Origin of the sequence: Herbiconiux gentiana, assembly GCF_024978135.1 — a bacterium.
Taxonomy (GTDB): domain Bacteria; phylum Actinomycetota; class Actinomycetes; order Actinomycetales; family Microbacteriaceae; genus Herbiconiux; species Herbiconiux gentiana.
Genome location: NZ_JANTEZ010000003.1, coordinates 416,995 through 431,357, shown reverse-complemented (window position 1 = coordinate 431,357; position 14,363 = coordinate 416,995). Strand labels below are relative to the sequence as shown.

13 protein-coding genes and 1 tRNA gene are annotated in these 14,363 nt (G+C 71.0%); 6 read left to right on the top strand and 8 right to left on the bottom strand.

Annotation, left to right across the window (positions count from 1 at the left end; translation table 11 throughout):
• Nucleotides 1–150: 150 nt before the first annotated feature.
• The 5 genes from NVV95_RS09115 to NVV95_RS09095 form a co-directional block, all read right to left on the bottom strand.
• Nucleotides 151–2,286 (bottom strand): HAMP domain-containing sensor histidine kinase, encoded by a 2,136-nt coding sequence (locus NVV95_RS09115; protein WP_259486228.1) that lies wholly within the window; start codon nt 2,284–2,286, stop codon nt 151–153.
• A gap of 14 nt (nt 2,287–2,300) precedes the next feature.
• Nucleotides 2,301–2,990: a response regulator transcription factor gene (locus NVV95_RS09110; protein WP_066040896.1), complete on the bottom strand. Its 690-nt coding sequence runs from the start codon at nt 2,988–2,990 to the stop codon at nt 2,301–2,303.
• Nucleotides 2,991–3,082: 92 nt separating this feature from the next.
• Nucleotides 3,083–4,723: a DNA repair helicase XPB gene (locus NVV95_RS09105; protein WP_259486227.1), complete on the bottom strand. Its 1,641-nt coding sequence runs from the start codon at nt 4,721–4,723 to the stop codon at nt 3,083–3,085.
• Nucleotides 4,724–4,771: 48 nt separating this feature from the next.
• Entirely contained in the window at nt 4,772–6,667 is a 1,896-nt protein-coding gene (locus NVV95_RS18385) for a helicase-associated domain-containing protein (RefSeq protein ID WP_269909041.1), read from the bottom strand.
• Nucleotides 6,664–6,927, bottom strand: a complete 264-nt coding sequence (locus NVV95_RS09095; protein ID WP_259486226.1) for a hypothetical protein — start codon at nt 6,925–6,927, stop codon at nt 6,664–6,666. The genes NVV95_RS18385 and NVV95_RS09095 overlap by 4 nt, the downstream gene beginning before the upstream one ends.
• A 78-nt stretch (nt 6,928–7,005) precedes the next feature.
• Between NVV95_RS09095 and NVV95_RS09090 the strand changes: the two genes are divergently transcribed.
• Together NVV95_RS09090 and NVV95_RS09085 are read left to right on the top strand one after the other, a co-directional pair.
• Complete coding sequence (locus NVV95_RS09090; RefSeq protein ID WP_259486225.1) at nt 7,006–7,386, top strand: cold-shock protein; 381 nt, start codon at nt 7,006–7,008, stop codon at nt 7,384–7,386.
• On the top strand, nt 7,386–8,240 hold the full coding sequence (locus NVV95_RS09085; protein ID WP_259486224.1) for a DUF3027 domain-containing protein: 855 nt from the start codon (nt 7,386–7,388) through the stop codon (nt 8,238–8,240). Before NVV95_RS09090 ends, NVV95_RS09085 begins: the two co-directional genes overlap by 1 nt.
• An 85-nt stretch (nt 8,241–8,325) precedes the next feature.
• On the opposite strand, the gene serC is transcribed toward NVV95_RS09085, so the two are convergent.
• Nucleotides 8,326–9,444, bottom strand: coding sequence for a phosphoserine transaminase (serC, locus tag NVV95_RS09080; protein ID WP_259486223.1), 1,119 nt, complete (start codon nt 9,442–9,444; stop codon nt 8,326–8,328).
• Between the two features lie 96 nt (nt 9,445–9,540).
• On the opposite strand from serC, the gene NVV95_RS09075 reads away from it, so the two are divergent.
• The 3 genes from NVV95_RS09075 to NVV95_RS09065 all read left to right on the top strand — a co-directional run bounded on the left by NVV95_RS09075 (nt 9,541) and on the right by NVV95_RS09065 (nt 12,316).
• Entirely contained in the window at nt 9,541–10,233 is a 693-nt protein-coding gene (locus NVV95_RS09075; protein ID WP_259486222.1) for an iron-dependent transcriptional repressor DtxR, read from the top strand.
• A 224-nt stretch (nt 10,234–10,457) separates the two neighbouring features.
• The gene (locus tag NVV95_RS09070) at nt 10,458–11,456 is read left to right on the top strand and encodes a C40 family peptidase (protein ID WP_259486221.1); all 999 of its coding nucleotides are present in this window, start codon (nt 10,458–10,460) and stop codon (nt 11,454–11,456) included.
• Between the two features lie 362 nt (nt 11,457–11,818).
• Nucleotides 11,819–12,316 (top strand): HNH endonuclease, encoded by a 498-nt coding sequence (locus NVV95_RS09065; protein ID WP_259486220.1) that lies wholly within the window; start codon nt 11,819–11,821, stop codon nt 12,314–12,316.
• Nucleotides 12,317–12,455: 139 nt separating this feature from the next.
• Here the strand turns inward: NVV95_RS09065 and NVV95_RS09060 are convergent, their stop codons facing one another.
• Entirely contained in the window at nt 12,456–13,433 is a 978-nt protein-coding gene (locus NVV95_RS09060) for a zinc-binding dehydrogenase (RefSeq protein ID WP_259486219.1), read from the bottom strand.
• A gap of 102 nt (nt 13,434–13,535) precedes the next feature.
• Nucleotides 13,536–14,126 carry a TetR/AcrR family transcriptional regulator gene (locus tag NVV95_RS09055; RefSeq protein ID WP_259486218.1) on the bottom strand — a complete coding sequence of 197 codons (591 nt, stop codon included), beginning with the start codon at nt 14,124–14,126 and terminating at the stop codon, nt 13,536–13,538.
• Between the two features lie 76 nt (nt 14,127–14,202).
• Here NVV95_RS09055 and NVV95_RS09050 point away from each other — a divergent pair.
• A tRNA-Arg gene (locus tag NVV95_RS09050) sits at nt 14,203–14,274 on the top strand.
• Nucleotides 14,275–14,363 lie beyond the last annotated feature (89 nt).

Here is a 14,363-nt window from a genome sequence, read left to right as displayed (position 1 = left end):
GGGCGGCTCCTTCGGGAGCCGCCCTTCTGCGTCCCCGGCCGCCCGCGGCGTCGCCCCGGGGCGAGCTGCGCTGACGACGCTGCGTGCGCGAAGCCGCGTCGGCTGCGGGCGGCGCGTAAGTGGCCCGTCAGCGGCGCGGGGCGCCGCGCGTCAGCGGGTGGGGGTGGGGGTGCTCGCGGTGGGGGTGGGGGCGGGCGGGGTGGGCGCGTCCATGAGGGGGAGGGTGACGCGGAAGGTGGCGCCGCCGCCCGGGGTCTCCAGGGCCTGCACGGTGCCGTGGTGCGCCGCGATGATCGACGAGACGATCGCGAGGCCGAGGCCCGAGCCGCCCGTCTCGCGGGTGCGCGAGGAGTCGGCGCGCCAGAAGCGCTGGAAGATCTTCTCGCGGATCTGCGGCGGAATGCCGTCGCCGTGGTCCACGATGTCGACCATCGCGACCCCGGCTGCCTCGTCGACCTGCACGACGAGCTCGATCGGGCTGTCGGCGTCGGTGAAGCGCAGCGCGTTGCCGATCAGGTTCGTCAGCACCTGCCGGATCTTGTTCTCCTCGGCCAGCACGATCGGCGGCACCGCCGGCGCCAGCTCGATCTCTCCCGTCGCGAACTCGTCGCCACCGTCGAGGGTCGGGTCTCCGGATGCTCCGCCCACCGACTTCGGCCGACGCCGCAGCCGCGCCATGGCCGCGTTCGCCGACGACCGCACCGACGCCGAGGCGCCCTTGCGCGCCGGCGTGCCGAGCGGCCCGGTCGCGGTGCCCGGAGCGCCCGACGTCCCGTCCGGCGCGGCAGCGGCCGACCGAGCGGCGGACTGCCCCGACGCGAACGCGGATCCCCCACGGGGAAGCCCCCACGCCCGCCCCGGTTTGCCGGCGGCCGGCGCGGAAGCGACCGGCGGCCCGGCAGGCACCTCGGGGTCGGGGGTGGGATCGTCGACCGCATCCGCCGGCTCCGGGACGTGCGCGGCGTCGACCTCCGCGACCGCAGGCGCGTCTACGCGCGGGGTCAGTGGCTCGACCGGCCCGGTCGTGTAGAACGAGCCCGTCGACGGGTCGCGCGGCTCGGCCGACACGTAAAGGGACGGCTTGGCCCCCGCATCCGTGCTCGTAACCGCCTCGTCGGCAGGATCGACGACGTCGGCGAATCCGTCCACGTCCTCCTCGCCCGCCGACACCTCGAGCACCGGGCTGAACGGCACCGCCGGGGGGCCGGAGGGCGTGCGCACCGTGACCACGCGGCCCGGGCTCGCGGCACGAGCATCCGACGCCGCATCGATCGAGAGCGGCAGCAGGTCGACGGGTTCGAGCTGCAGCGGGCGGGTCTCGTCGAGGCGGGCCAGCTCGAGCAGGTCCTCCACGAGGGTGCCCATGCGGATCGCCTCCTTCTCGATGCGGTCCATGGCCTGGGCGACGTCGTCGGGGGTCTGCAGCGCGCCCATGCGGTACAGCTCGGCGTAGCCGCGCACCGAGACGAGCGGCGTGCGCAGCTCGTGCGAGGCGTCGCCGACGAAGCGGCGCATCTGATCGATGGTGCGCGCGCGGTCGGCGAAGGCGCTGTCGATGCGCGAGAGCATCGTGTTCAGGGAGCGGTTGAGGCGACCGACCTCGGTCTCGGGCATCGCATCCGACATGCGGCGGCTGAAGTCGCCCCCGTCGGCGATCGCCGCGGCCGTGCGCTCGACCTCGCGCAGCGGCCCGAACGTCGACGTCACGAGCAGTCGGGTGAGCATGGCACCCAGGATGACCACGCCGATGCCGAAGGCGAGGAAGATCGAGAGGTAGGTCGCCGTCGTCTTCTCGGTCTCGACCAGCGACTTCGCGATCACGACCGTGCCGTAGCCGTCGCCGCCGAACAGCTCGACCATCGTCGTGACGGCGTGCCACTCGGCCGTGTGGTCGACCGAGTCGACCGTGAAGACCTTGCCGCCCAGCTGGTTCGCCGTGTCGAGGTCGACGAGGGCGGCCGGCATGGTGCCGGAGTCGCGGTCGGCCCAATTGCTCACGATCAGGTTGCCCGAGGAGTCGAGCAGGCCGACGAAGTAGTCGTCAGGCGCCGAGGTGATGTCCTGGATGTTGAACGAGGCGCTCGACGCGTTCGGCCCGAGGAACGGGGACGGATCGGCGCTCGCCTGGTCGAGCTGCGAGTCGACCTGCTGCAGCAGATAGGTGCGCAGCACCACCATGGTGCCGACGCCCGAGACCACCAGCCCGAAGGTCAGCATCAGGACCGTCACACCGGTGATCTTGGTGCGCAGGGAGATGGAGTTCCACTGCCTCAGGATGGCGTGCATGTCTGAGGGTCAGGCTACGCCTTGCTCACCTTCAGCATGTACCCGAAGCCGCGCTTGGTCTGGATGAGCGACTCCTCGGTGTGGGCGTCGAGCTTGCGGCGGAGGTAGGAGATGTAGCTCTCCACGATGCCGGCGTCGCCGTTGAAGTCGTACTCCCAGACGTGGTCGAGGATCTGCGCCTTCGACAGCACTCGGTTCGGGTTCAGCATCAGGTAGCGCAGCAGCTTGAACTCGGTGGGGGAGAGCTCGATGGCGGTGTCGCCGACGAAGACCTCGTGCGTGTCCTGGTCCATGGTGAGCTCGCCGGCGCGGATGATCGCGTCTTCGTCGGCCTGCATGGTGCGGCGGAGAATGGCCTTGATGCGCGCCACGATCTCGTCGAGCGAGAACGGCTTGGTGACGTAGTCGTCGCCGCCGACCGTGAGACCGGTGATCTTGTCTTCCGTGTCATCTTTCGCCGTGAGGAAGAGGATGGGCGCCGTGTAGCCGGCGGCCCGGAGTCGCTTGGTGACGCCGAAGCCGTTCATGTCGGGCAGCATGACGTCGAGGATGATCAGGTCGGGCTCCTCCTCGAGCACCGCCGAGATCGTCTGCGCGCCGTTCGAGACCGCACGCACGGCGAAGCCGGCGAAGCGGAGGCTCGTGGTGAGCAGGTCGCGGATGTTGGGTTCGTCGTCGACGATCAGGATGCGAGGACCGGTCATGCCCCTAGTATCTGCGGGTTCGCTGGGCGCAACCTGGGAGCTGGCGGCACGCCCCCGACGAGGCACAGAGAGAGGCGACACAGGCCCCCGGACTAGGCGGCAGCCGCCTCCGCGTCGAGGATCGTGTAGGCGTAGCCCTGCTCGGCGAGGAACCTCTGCCGGTTCTGCGCGAACTCCTGATCCACCGTGTCGCGGGCGACGAGCGTGTAGAAGCTCGCCGTGAGCCCCGACTCCTTCGGCCGCAGCAGCCGGCCGAGGCGCTGGGCCTCCTCCTGGCGCGAGCCGAACGACCCCGACACCTGGATCGCGACGCTGGCCTCCGGCAGGTCGATCGAGAAGTTCGCGACCTTCGACACCACGAGGATCTTCTCCTCGCCCTCGCGGAACGCCTGGAACAGCCGCTCCCGCTCGGGCACCGGCGTCGCCCCGGTGATCGACGGGGCGCCGAGGGCCGACGAGAGCTGCTCGAGCTGGTCGAGGTACTGCCCGATCACGAGGATGCGCTCTCCGCGGTGCTGCTCGATCAGCCGCTTCGTAGCGTCGAGCTTGGCGGGCGCGGTGGCGGCGAGCCGATAGCGCTCGTCGTCCGAGGCGGCGGCGTAGATCATCCGCTCGTCGAAGGGCAGGTCGACCCGTACCTCGAAGCACTCGGCGGGGGAGATGTAGCCCTGGGCCTCGATCTCCTTCCACGGCGCGTCGAAGCGCTTGGGGCCGATCAGGCTGAAGACGTCGCTCTCGCGCCCGTCCTCCCGCACGAGGGTGGCGGTGAGGCCGAGGCGGCGGCGGGCCTGCAGGTCGGCGGTGAGCTTGAACACCGGGGCGGGCAGCAGGTGCACCTCGTCGTAGACCACGAGGCCCCAGTCGAGCGCGTCGAGCAGCTCGAGGTGGGCGTACTTGCCCGAGCGCTTCGCCGTGAGGATCTGGTAGGTCGCGATCGTGACCGGCTTGATCTCCTTGAGCTGACCCGAGTACTCGCCGATCTCCTCCTCGGTGAGGCTCGTGCGCTTCAGAAGTTCGGCGCGCCACTGCCTGGCCGACACCGTGTTCGTCACCAGGATGAGCGTGTTCGTCTTCACGGCGGCCATCGCCCCGGCACCGACGAGGGTCTTGCCCGCGCCGCAGGGCAGCACCACGACGCCCGAGCCGTGCTCGGCGAAGTTGGACACCGCCTGCTGCTGGTAGTCGCGCAGGTGCCAGCTGGTCTCGTCGAGGTCGATCTCGTGCGGGGTGCCCGGGGTGAAGCCGGCCAGGTCGTCGGCGGGCCAGCCGAGCTTGATCAGCTCCTGCTTGAGCTGGCCGCGCGCCCAGGCCTCGATGCTCCACGAGCCGTCGTCGTTCTTCTCGGTGAGCAGGGGCGCGACCTTCTTGCCCCGGGTGATCTCGGTGAGCACCGCCGGGTCGGTCGAGCGCAGGGTGAGGACGCCGTCGGCCCGACGCTCGATCACGAGCTTGCCGTAGCGGCCGATCGTCTCGACGATCTCCATCGTCACCGACTGCGGCACGGCGAACTTCGAGTTGCCCTCGAGGGTGGCGAGGATCTCGTCGGCGCTGTGGCCGGCAGCCCGGGCGTTCCAGAGGCCGAGCCGGGTGATGCGGTAGGTGTGGATGTGCTCGGGCGCGCGCTCGAGCTCGGCGAAGACCGCGAGCTCGTGGCGGGCGGCCTCGGCCTGCGGATGCGCGACCTCGAGCAGCACGGTGCGGTCGCTTTGGACGATGAGAGGGCCGTCGGGCATAGTCGACAAGTCTACGTCGGCGTGGCGTGAGGCGGTCGCCCGGGGCTGTCAGAGCGCCGTGAGCTCGACGATGTTCGCCACGGGCACCGTGCGTTCGACGCCGGCCCGCTCGTCGGCCACGCGGAGTCGTCCGTTCGCGAGGCTCAGCGGGGTGACGTCGAGGCGCGTCGTGGTGCCGTCGGGCATCCGCACGCCGATCGTGACGCGGCTGCGGGCGCGCACGGCGCGGTCGAGCTGGCGGGCCGTCCAGGCGTCGCCGTCGTCGGGGGTGCGGCGGGCGGCGTCGCGCAGGCGCAGCATCAGGTCGGTGACGGCGACGCTCGCCGCGGGTGGGGTGCCGGTGCCCGGCGCGGAGCGGGCCGGGAGCACGCGGGCGCGGCGCATCAGGCGCACGCCGCCGTCGGCGTCCTCGGCGACGACGGGGTAGCGGGCATCCAGCAGCAGCCAGTAGGCGGATGCGGGGGTCGCCCGGGTGGCCAGCGCGCCCTCGCCGTCGCGGCGGAGGCCGAGCGCCGAGAGGGCCTGGTCGGCGGCCAGCGCGGTCAGCAGGGCCGAGTCGGTGCTGCGCACGAGGGTGCGGGGCGCCTCGTCGCCGCCGGTGCCGCGGTGCAGCTCGCTCGGCGCGCGGGTGACGACGCGCACCAGGCCGTGCCGGCGGGCGCCCTCGGTGAGCAGGTAGTCGACGGCCTGCGGGAGGCCCGTCAGGGAGAGCGCGCCGAGGAAGTCGCGGAGCGTCTGCTCGGTCTCGCCCGAGGACAGAGCGCGATCGATGCTCGGCTGCGAGATGCGGTACGACGAGGCGACTCCGCGGTTCTCGAGGTCGGCCGCGAGGCGGAGGCGGGCGTCGAGCGCGGGGGACAGGGGGCCGGGGGCGATGACCGAGAGGTCGTGCTGGAGGTAGACGCGGTCGACCTCGGGGGGCAGCTCGGCGTCGAGGGGGGTGTCGGCGTCGAGGAGGGCGCCGTCGGCGGTGGCGTCGGCTGCCGAGGGCGTCGGCCCGTCGGATGCCGACGGGGTCGGCCCGTCGACGAGGGCTCGGTCGAAGAGAGCTCGGCCGAAGAGGGTGAGGCGGCCCGACGCCCAGACGCCCAGGAGCTCGCCGCGCTCGGCGGCGTCGAGCAGCGCGGAGTGCATCGGCTCGTCGGCGGCGGGGTAGGCCGCAAGGAGGTCGGCGGCACTGGTGCTGCGTGCCGTGCGGAGGTGTTCGGGCAGCGGCGCGGGCAGGCCGTCGAGCCAGCGCCGGGCGAGGGCGAGCCAGCGCTCACCGGGGCTGAGCGCGCTCCAGGCGTCGGCGGACTCGGTCGAGAGCAGCTCCTCGCCGTCGACGGCCGCGAGCCCGGCGCTCACCGCCAGCTCGGAGAGCGGGCCCACCGCCTCGGGCTGGAGCGAGAGCAGCGGCGCGAGGCGCTTCTCCTCGGCGACCGAGACCCCGCCCTTCGCTCGCACCCGGGCGGGCGCGACCCGCAGCTGCTGCACGAGTTCGGCGACGGCGGTGATCGCGGTGAAGGCGCGCTCGCGGGCGGCCGCGGCGACCGGTTCGGGCACGGGGGCGGGCACCCTGGCTAGGGCGTCGGCCTCGGGCGCGGGCCGAGCATCCTGAACCCGCTGTGCGGCGGGCAGCGGATGCTCGCCCAGCACCGCCCCGGCCGTCTCGGCGACCGCGGCGGGAACGCTCGGGCCGTCGTCGCCCTCCGCTAGGACGAGGGCCAGGGCGACGGCACGCTCGAGGTCGTCGGGAGCGCTGCCGGCGGCCAGGCGCTCCAGCTCGGCGCGGGGGAGAGTGCGCAGGGCGACCCGGATCGACGCGGGCTCGAGGAGGGCGTCGGCCAGGTCGAAGAAGTCGTGGAGCTCACGGGAGGGCGGCTGCCGGGTGAGCAGCAGCCGGGTGAGCGCGTCGTCGTCGAGGCGGGTTAGCCGACGGGCGAGGGGGAGCGGATCGCTCACTTGCTCCCGCGGGCATCCTGCCGGCGACGGCGGATGCTGATGACGAGCAGCACGAAGATGAGCACGAAGCCGATGGGCAGACCGAAGTAGGGCACGAAGAACACGACCTGCCAGATCTGCAGGTCGTAGTTCAGCGTCTGCGTGGCCAGGCCGATCAGCAGCGCGACGAAGGCGAGCACCGACAGACCGATCACGGCGGCGATCATGAAGGTCAGCGACCGCTGCACTCGGCTCGGCGGGGTGTTCTCGACATCGCTCACAGTCCGAGGATACCGGCACGGGTAGTCTTGTAGTCGGCCACGAGTGGTATTCGGGCCGATTACACGAGGAGATGCACGATGCCCACCGGCAAGGTCAAGTTCTACGACGACGAGAAGGGCTTCGGCTTCATCAGCTCCGATGACGGCCAAGAGGTGTTCCTGCACGCGTCCGCTCTGCCTGCGGGGGTCGCCGTCAAGGCGGGCACGAAGCTGGAGTTCGGCATCGCCGACGGCAAGCGCGGCGCCCAGGCGCTCTCGGTGCGGGTGCTCGAGGCGCCCCCGAGCCTCGTGAAGATGTCGCGCAAGCCCGCCGACGACATGGCGGTCATCATCGAAGACCTCGTGAAGGTGCTCGACTCGATCGGCGGCAACCTGAAGCGCGGCCGGTACCCCGACAACGCCCACAGCCGCAAGATCGCGGCGCTGCTGCGCAAGGTCGCCGACGAGCTGGACGCGTGATGACGGATGCCCGTGCCGCCGCCCCGGGCGACGGCGATGCCTCTGGTGAGCTGTCCGAGGCCGCGGTAAAGCCGGAGGTCTCGTCGGAGACCGCGGTCGAGGTCGAAGCGGATGCTCCTGCCGAGGTCTCGCCGGAGTCCGTCGCCGAGGCGCCCGAGCTCGTCGTCGACGAGATGCTGCTGAAGGCCGTCGAGCTCGCGCGGAGCGCGCTGCGGGAGATCACGCCCGGCGCGACCGTCGGTGAGGTCATCGGCCACCGCGCCGAAGAGGATCACGTGCTGAGCCTCTACTTCGCGACGCGCCTGCCCGGCTACCCCGGGTGGCACTGGACGGTCACGCTCGGCCGCGTCGACGAGGACTCCGCGCCATCGGTGCTCGAGGTGGAGCTGCTGCCCGGCGACGGTGCGCTCGTGGCTCCCGACTGGCTGCCCTGGTCGGAGCGCCTCGCGGAGTACCAGCTCGCGCAGGAGCTCGCTGCGGCGCAGTCCGACGACGACGAGCCCGACGACGAGCCCGACGACGAGCGCGACGATGATGACGACGAATCGGACGACGACGACGAGTCCGACGACGATGACGACTCGGACGACGATGACGACGACGACTCGGACGATGACGACGAATCGGACGATGAGGACCTGGACGACGCGGATGACGTGCTCGACCTCGACGACGGCATCGACATCGATGACCACGTGATGGACGACGACGAGCTCACCGCCGCCGAGGACACGGCGTCCGACGACGACTCCGGAGACGATTCGGACGGCGACGATTCGGACGGCGACGACGAGGACGACTCGGACGACGACGACGAGGACGACCCCCACGCGGAGGGCCCCGGTCGCTGGTGACCACCCGCCGGCGACCACGCGCCGGTGATGGATAGGGCCACGCGGCGGGACCGGCGGCACGCTTGGGCGCCGCCGGGACGGCGGGTTACGCCGCCAGGGCCTCCACGACGTAGTCGATCGCCGAGATGAGCTGCTTCACGTCGGAGGGCTCGATCGCGACGAACGTCGCCACGCGCAGCTGGTTGCGGCCGAGCTTGCGGTAGGGCTCCGTGTCGACGATGCCGTTCTGGCGCAGCACCTTGGCCACGGCCGCCGCGTCGACCGAATCGTCGAAGTCGATCGTGACGACCACCTGCGAACGGTGCGACGGATCGGAGACGAACGGGCGCGCGAACGACGTGCCCTCGGCCCACTCGTAGAGCGCACCCGACGACTCCGCCGTGCGGGCCGACGCCCAGGAGAGGCCGCCGTTGCCATTGATCCACGACACCTGGTCGTCGAGCATCACGAGCGTGGCGATCGCCGGGGTGTTCAGGGTCTGGTTCAGCCGCGAGTTGTCGACGGCGTTCTTCAGGCTCAGGAACTCGGGGATGTACCGGCCCGAGGCCGCGACCGTCTCGACGCGCTCGAGCGCCGCCGGAGACATCAGCGCGAACCAGAGGCCGCCGTCGCTGGCGAAGTTCTTCTGCGGGGCGAAGTAGTAGACGTCGGCCTCGGCCGCGTCGAAATCGATGCCGCCCGCGGCGCTGGTGGCGTCGACCACGGTGAGCGCGCCGGCGTCGCCGTGCACCCGGCGAACCGGGGCCATCACGCCGGTCGAGGTCTCGTTGTGCGGCCACGCGTACACGTCGACGCCCTCGAGCACCTCGATCTCGCCGCGCGAGCCCGCCTCCGACTTCACCACGTGCGGCGCCTCGAGCCACGGGGCCCCGGCGGCGGCGGCGAACTTCGAGCCGAACTCACCGAACGACAGGTTCTCGGCCCGGTTCCGGATGAGGCCGAACGCCGCCGCATCCCAGAACGCCGTCGACCCGCCGTTGCCCAGCACGACCTCGTAGCCCTCGGGCAGCGAGAACAGCGACGACAGGCCCTCGCGCACCGACCAAACCAGGTTCTTCACCGGGGCCTGCCGGTGGCTCGTGCCGAGCAGCGAGGCGCCGCGGGTGAGCAGGTCTTCGAGCTGACCGGGGCGCACCTTCGAGGGGCCGCAGCCGAAGCGCCCGTCTACGGGCAGTCGGTCGGAGGGGATCTGGATCTCGGCCATGGGCACCATAGTATCGACGCCAGCACCCGCCTCGTTGTCGCGGCGAAACACTAGGCTGGGTAAGGTACGCCTCACCTGGCCACAAGGAGTATTCACTTGGCAGATCTGATCGACACCACCGAGATGTATCTCCGCACCATCCTCGAACTCGAGGAGGAGAACATCAACCCGCTGCGCGCCCGCATCTCGGAGCGCCTCGGGCACTCGGGCCCCACCGTGTCCCAGACCGTCGGCCGCATGGAGCGTGACGGCCTGGTCGTCGTCTCGCTCGACCGCCACCTCGAGCTCACCGAGGTCGGCCGCAAGAAGGCCATCTCCGTCATGCGCAAGCACCGGCTCGCCGAGCGCCTGCTGAGCGACGTCATCGGCCTCGAGTGGGAGCTCGTGCACGACGAGGCGTGCCGCTGGGAGCACGTGATGAGCGAGCAGGTCGAGCGGCGCATCCTCGAGATGCTCGATCACCCCACCGAGTCGCCCTACGGCAACCCCATCCCCGGGCTCGACGCGTTCGGCGACGAGGAGTCGATCCCCTTCACCCGCGGCGTCGTGAACATCGTGACCCTCGTGCACGGAGCGGTCGGTCCGCAGACGAAGACCATCCGCCGTCTCGGCGAGCCGGCGCAGGTCGACCCCGAACTGCTGCTGCAGCTCAAGCAGGCCGGAGTCGTGCCGGGCAACACGGGCGCGTTCACCGCGGTGGGTTCCTACGTTCTTGTAGAGGTCGAAGGTTTCGACGAAGGCATCGAACTGCCCAATGAGGTCGCGAGCCATATATTCGTTGGCATCTAGCCGGGTGCCGTGCACGGGGCGTTACCGAAATGTTAAAAACACCCCGTTTCAAGGTGACAAAGCCCGGCCCCTCCCGTATTCTCTAACGAGTCCACCGGCCCCCGAATGGCGGCGGACACGGGCCAAGACACCTCGATTCCCGTCTCTTGGCCGCTGACTGCACACGGACTCGGTGTGGACGGGAGCAGCTGCCCTTGCTGCGAGAGGTGCCGGAGGAAACAATCTTGGCCCCACTTGGTGATTCGCTCGACAACGAGCAGAACCCCGACAACGACCGACCCGAACAGCCGATGACCCGGCGTCGCCTGCGTGAACTCGAGTCCCAGAACTCGGTTGCGGCGAACTCGGTCGCGGCGAACGTGGCCCCGGCTGCTCCGTCGAAAGACATGGTGCTCGCCGTGCCAACGCCGAGCGCCGAGGCGAAGGCCACCGCGACCGCGCTCGAGGTGAAGAAGCCGGCTCCCGTCGCGACGCAGCGGCCGAGCATCCGCACGCCGCGGTTCACGAAGCCCTCGAAGAAGAGCGCCGGGCGCGCGGTCGTCATGACCTTCGCGGCCGCCCTCGTGGCCACCATGGCCCTGCCCGCCTACGCCTTCGGCGGCGGCGGCAACTTCGAGTCGGGTGTCGCGACCGACGGCGAGCTCGCGGGCAACCAGACCCTGGTCGTCCCCGACGCCTCGGCCGCCCTGGCCGTGAGCCGCGACAACTACACCGCTCCCACCCCCGAGGAGCTGCAGGCCAGCCGTGAGCGCGCCGCCGCCGCGGTCGCCGCCACCCAGGCCGCCGCCGCTCGCGAGGCTGCCGCCGCCTCGGCTGCGACCGCCGCCGCCGCGAAGGGCGCCTCGAGCGACGGGGCCTTCACGGTCAACCCGCCGTCAGGTGCCTACAGCGGTGCCGCCGTCGTCGAGTACGCCGAGCAGTTCGTCGGCAAGGTGCCCTACGGCAGCGGTGCGAGCCCCGACACGAGCTTCGGCTGCGACGGGCTCACCCAGTACGTCTTCGGCCAGTTCGGCATCTACCTGCCGCGCCTCGTCAGCAACCAGGCCGCGATGGGCATCCCCATCTCGCCCGCCGACGCCCAGGCCGGCGACCTGATCATCTGGCCGATCGGCCACGTGGGCATCTACGACGGCGCCGGCGGATCGATCGACTCGCCCGACTGGGGCCGCTACGTCGAGCACCGGCCGCTCTGGGGCAGCTACTACTTCGTGCGGATCGTCTGATCCCCTCGACGAGCTGCCGGGCATCCGCTCGAGGAGTGTAAACACTTCGTTACCAGCACCTGAATCGGCGCGCTACCTGTAGGTGGCGCGCCGATTCTGTCGTATCCTGGCGCTCTGATCGTCTCGAGAACCCGGAGAGCCTGATGACGCAGGGCAGGAGCATCCCCACCACGGATCGCCTCGTGCTGCGCGTGCGTCGGCACACGAGTGGGCTGAGTCAGAGCCAGATACCCGGTTCTGCAGGTAGGGCGCTGTCATCATGACGGCGCCTTTTTTCATGCCCGCCCGTCTCCCCGTCCGCTTGACGACCGGATGCACGTCGAACACCTGGAAGCCGTCCAGGTCTCTTCGAAAGGGAGAGCATGCGAACACTGGTACTCAACGCAGGATATGAGCCGCTCGGCGTCGTGTCGTTCAAGCGGGCCCTCGTGCTCGTGCTGAACGACAAGGCCCGGGTGCTGGCACGGGATGCCGAGCATCCGGTGCACGGCATCGCCACCGACTTCGACCGCCCGGCCGTGATCCTGCTCACCCGCTACGTGCGGGTTCCCACGAATCGGATGATGCCCGTCTCGCGCCGGGGCGTGCTGCGGCGCGACGCGCAGCGCTGCGGGTACTGCGGAGGGTCGGCGAGCACCATCGACCATGTGCAGCCGCGGTCGCGGGGCGGGAAGGACACCTGGGAGAACCTCGTGGCCTGCTGCCTGCGGTGCAACAACGTGAAGGGCGACCGCACGCCCGCCGAGATGGGGTGGTCGCTGCGGTTCGCGCCGCGCATGCCGCATCAGGCCGGGTGGACGGTGAAGGGCGCGGAGCGGGTGGAGCCGGCGTGGGATCCGTTCCTGGCGGTGGCGGCCTGAGCGGTGGCCGCCTGAACGTTCGGGTCGCTCAGGCGGCGGACGCGCATGTGCGGGGCCCGGCCGGGCGGAGGTGGGGCGTGCGGCGGTGGCCGCCTGAGCGTTCGGGTCGCTCAGGCGGCGGACGCGCATCCGCTCGCTGCTAGAAGCTGAGCAGGATCTTGCCGCGGCGACCGGGCACGGCGCTCGCGGCGGCGGCCTCGCGGCCCTGCTCGATGGGGTAGACGGCCTCGACGGGCAGCTCGACCTCGCCGCTCGTGACGCGCTGGATCAGCTCGCCGAACAGGGCGCCGCGCTTGGCCGGCTCCATGTCGCGGCTGACGCGGCTGCCCCAGAAGCCCTTGACGGTGGCCTGCTTGAAGATGAGGTCGCCCGAGGCGATCTCGAGCTGCCCCGACGCCATCGCGCCGAACGAGACGAGCGTGCCGTTCTCGGCGAGCAGCGACAGCAGCTCGCCCGCAGCGGCGCCCCCGACCGAGTCGACCGCCGCGACCGGCTCGGCACCGTCGAGCAGCTCGGCCACCCGGTCGCGCCAGCCGTCGTGCTCGGTCGACACGATGTTCCGGATGCCCACCTGCGCGAGCTCGTCCACTCCGGCGTCGCGGCGAACGAGGCCCAGCACCTTCACGCCCCGGGCAGCGGCGAACTGGGTCAGCAGCTTGCCGACCGCGCCGTTGGCGGTGTTCTGCACGATCCAGTCGCCCTCCTTCACGTCGAGGAAGTCGAGCAGGCTGAGCGCGCTGAACGGCATCGACACGAGCTGGGCGGCGGTCTCGTCGCTGATCGAGTCGGGCACGGGGATGAGGCCGGCCGCCTTGGCGACGAAGTACTCGCTCCACACGCCGAAGGTGCCGCCGGTCGCGACGCGCTGGCCGACCGTGAGGCCCTCGACGCCCTCGCCGAGCGCGTCGACGACGCCCACGGCCTCGGTGCCGGACTGCGCGGGCAGCTCGGGCTTGAAGCCGTAGGTGCCGCGGATGGTCCAGAGGTCGTGGTTGTGGATGGGGGAGAGCACGGTGCGGACGCGCACCTCTCCGGCCGCGGGCTCGGGGGTGGGGAGCTCGGTGACGTCGAGGACGTCGGCGGCGTCGCCGAAGGTGGCGTGGGTGAGGGTGCGCATGGGGTCTCCTGGGGGTCGTGTTCTCTGAGGATGTGGGTCGGGGTGGTTGGTCGGGTCGGCGGCCGGCACCGGTGGGTGAAAGTGCGGCCGGCGGTCGGTGGGTCAGGGGTGGTCGAGCAGCCGGTCGGTGCCGGCGAGGGCGGCGACGAAGGGCGAGCCGTCGCGGGCGAGGCGGTCGAGCAGGGCGGCTCCGAGCCAGAGCTGGTAGATCGCCTCGGCGAGCTCCCGGGGCGGCGCCTCGGTGGCGATCGACCCGTCGGCCTGGCCCTCGGTGACGACGTCGGCGAGCAGCTCCAGCAGGGCGTCGACGCCGTCGGCGAGCGCGACGCGCATCCGCTCGGAGAAGCCCGAGACCTCGGCCGACAGCTGCACGACGAGGCATCGGCCGGCGGACGCGCTGCCGACCCGGGCGGCCCAGGCGTCGCCGAGCATCCGGATGCGCTCACGGCCCGTTCCCGCTCGGGCTAGCAGTGCGCCCACGGCGGCGAGGTAGTTCTCGACATAGCGGTCGAGCACGGCGACGCCGAAGCCCTCCTTCGACGAAAAGTAGTGGTAGAACGAGCCCTTCGGGACGCCGCAGGTGGTGAGGATCTCCTGCAGGCCGACGCCGGTGAAGCCCTTCGCGAGCATCAGCTCTTCGCCGGTGGCGAGGATGGAGCCGCGGGTCTGCTCGGCTTTGGCGGTCAGAGTCATGTCTTCACTCTACTCCTGAATAGACCGGTCGTCTAGCGGCGGTGCGCCTCGCGAGGCGGCTAAACTGAGCGGGTCAGCCTCTGTAGCTCAATGGAAGAGCAGTTCCGTCCTAAGGAAAGGGTTGGGGGTTCGAGTCCCTCCAGGGGCACCCGTCTGTTGGGTGCTTAGACTCCCGTGATTCCGCGGATCTGGGGCCATTCGCTCTTGCGTAGAAAACGCGTTTGCCCACACTTTGCC

Coding starts and splice junctions, on each gene's coding strand:
- NVV95_RS09115 (WP_259486228.1), bottom strand. CDS start 2,286: ATGCACGCCATCCTGAGGCAGTGGAACTCCATCTCCCTGCGCACCAAG.
- NVV95_RS09110 (WP_066040896.1), bottom strand. CDS start 2,990: ATGACCGGTCCTCGCATCCTGATCGTCGACGACGAACCCAACATCCGC.
- NVV95_RS09105 (WP_259486227.1), bottom strand. CDS start 4,723: ATGCCCGACGGCCCTCTCATCGTCCAAAGCGACCGCACCGTGCTGCTC.
- NVV95_RS09090 (WP_259486225.1), top strand. CDS start 7,006: ATGCCCACCGGCAAGGTCAAGTTCTACGACGACGAGAAGGGCTTCGGC.
- NVV95_RS09085 (WP_259486224.1), top strand. CDS start 7,386: ATGACGGATGCCCGTGCCGCCGCCCCGGGCGACGGCGATGCCTCTGGT.
- serC (WP_259486223.1), bottom strand. CDS start 9,444: ATGGCCGAGATCCAGATCCCCTCCGACCGACTGCCCGTAGACGGGCGC.
- NVV95_RS09065 (WP_259486220.1), top strand. CDS start 11,819: ATGCGAACACTGGTACTCAACGCAGGATATGAGCCGCTCGGCGTCGTG.
- NVV95_RS09060 (WP_259486219.1), bottom strand. CDS start 13,433: ATGCGCACCCTCACCCACGCCACCTTCGGCGACGCCGCCGACGTCCTC.
- NVV95_RS09055 (WP_259486218.1), bottom strand. CDS start 14,126: ATGACTCTGACCGCCAAAGCCGAGCAGACCCGCGGCTCCATCCTCGCC.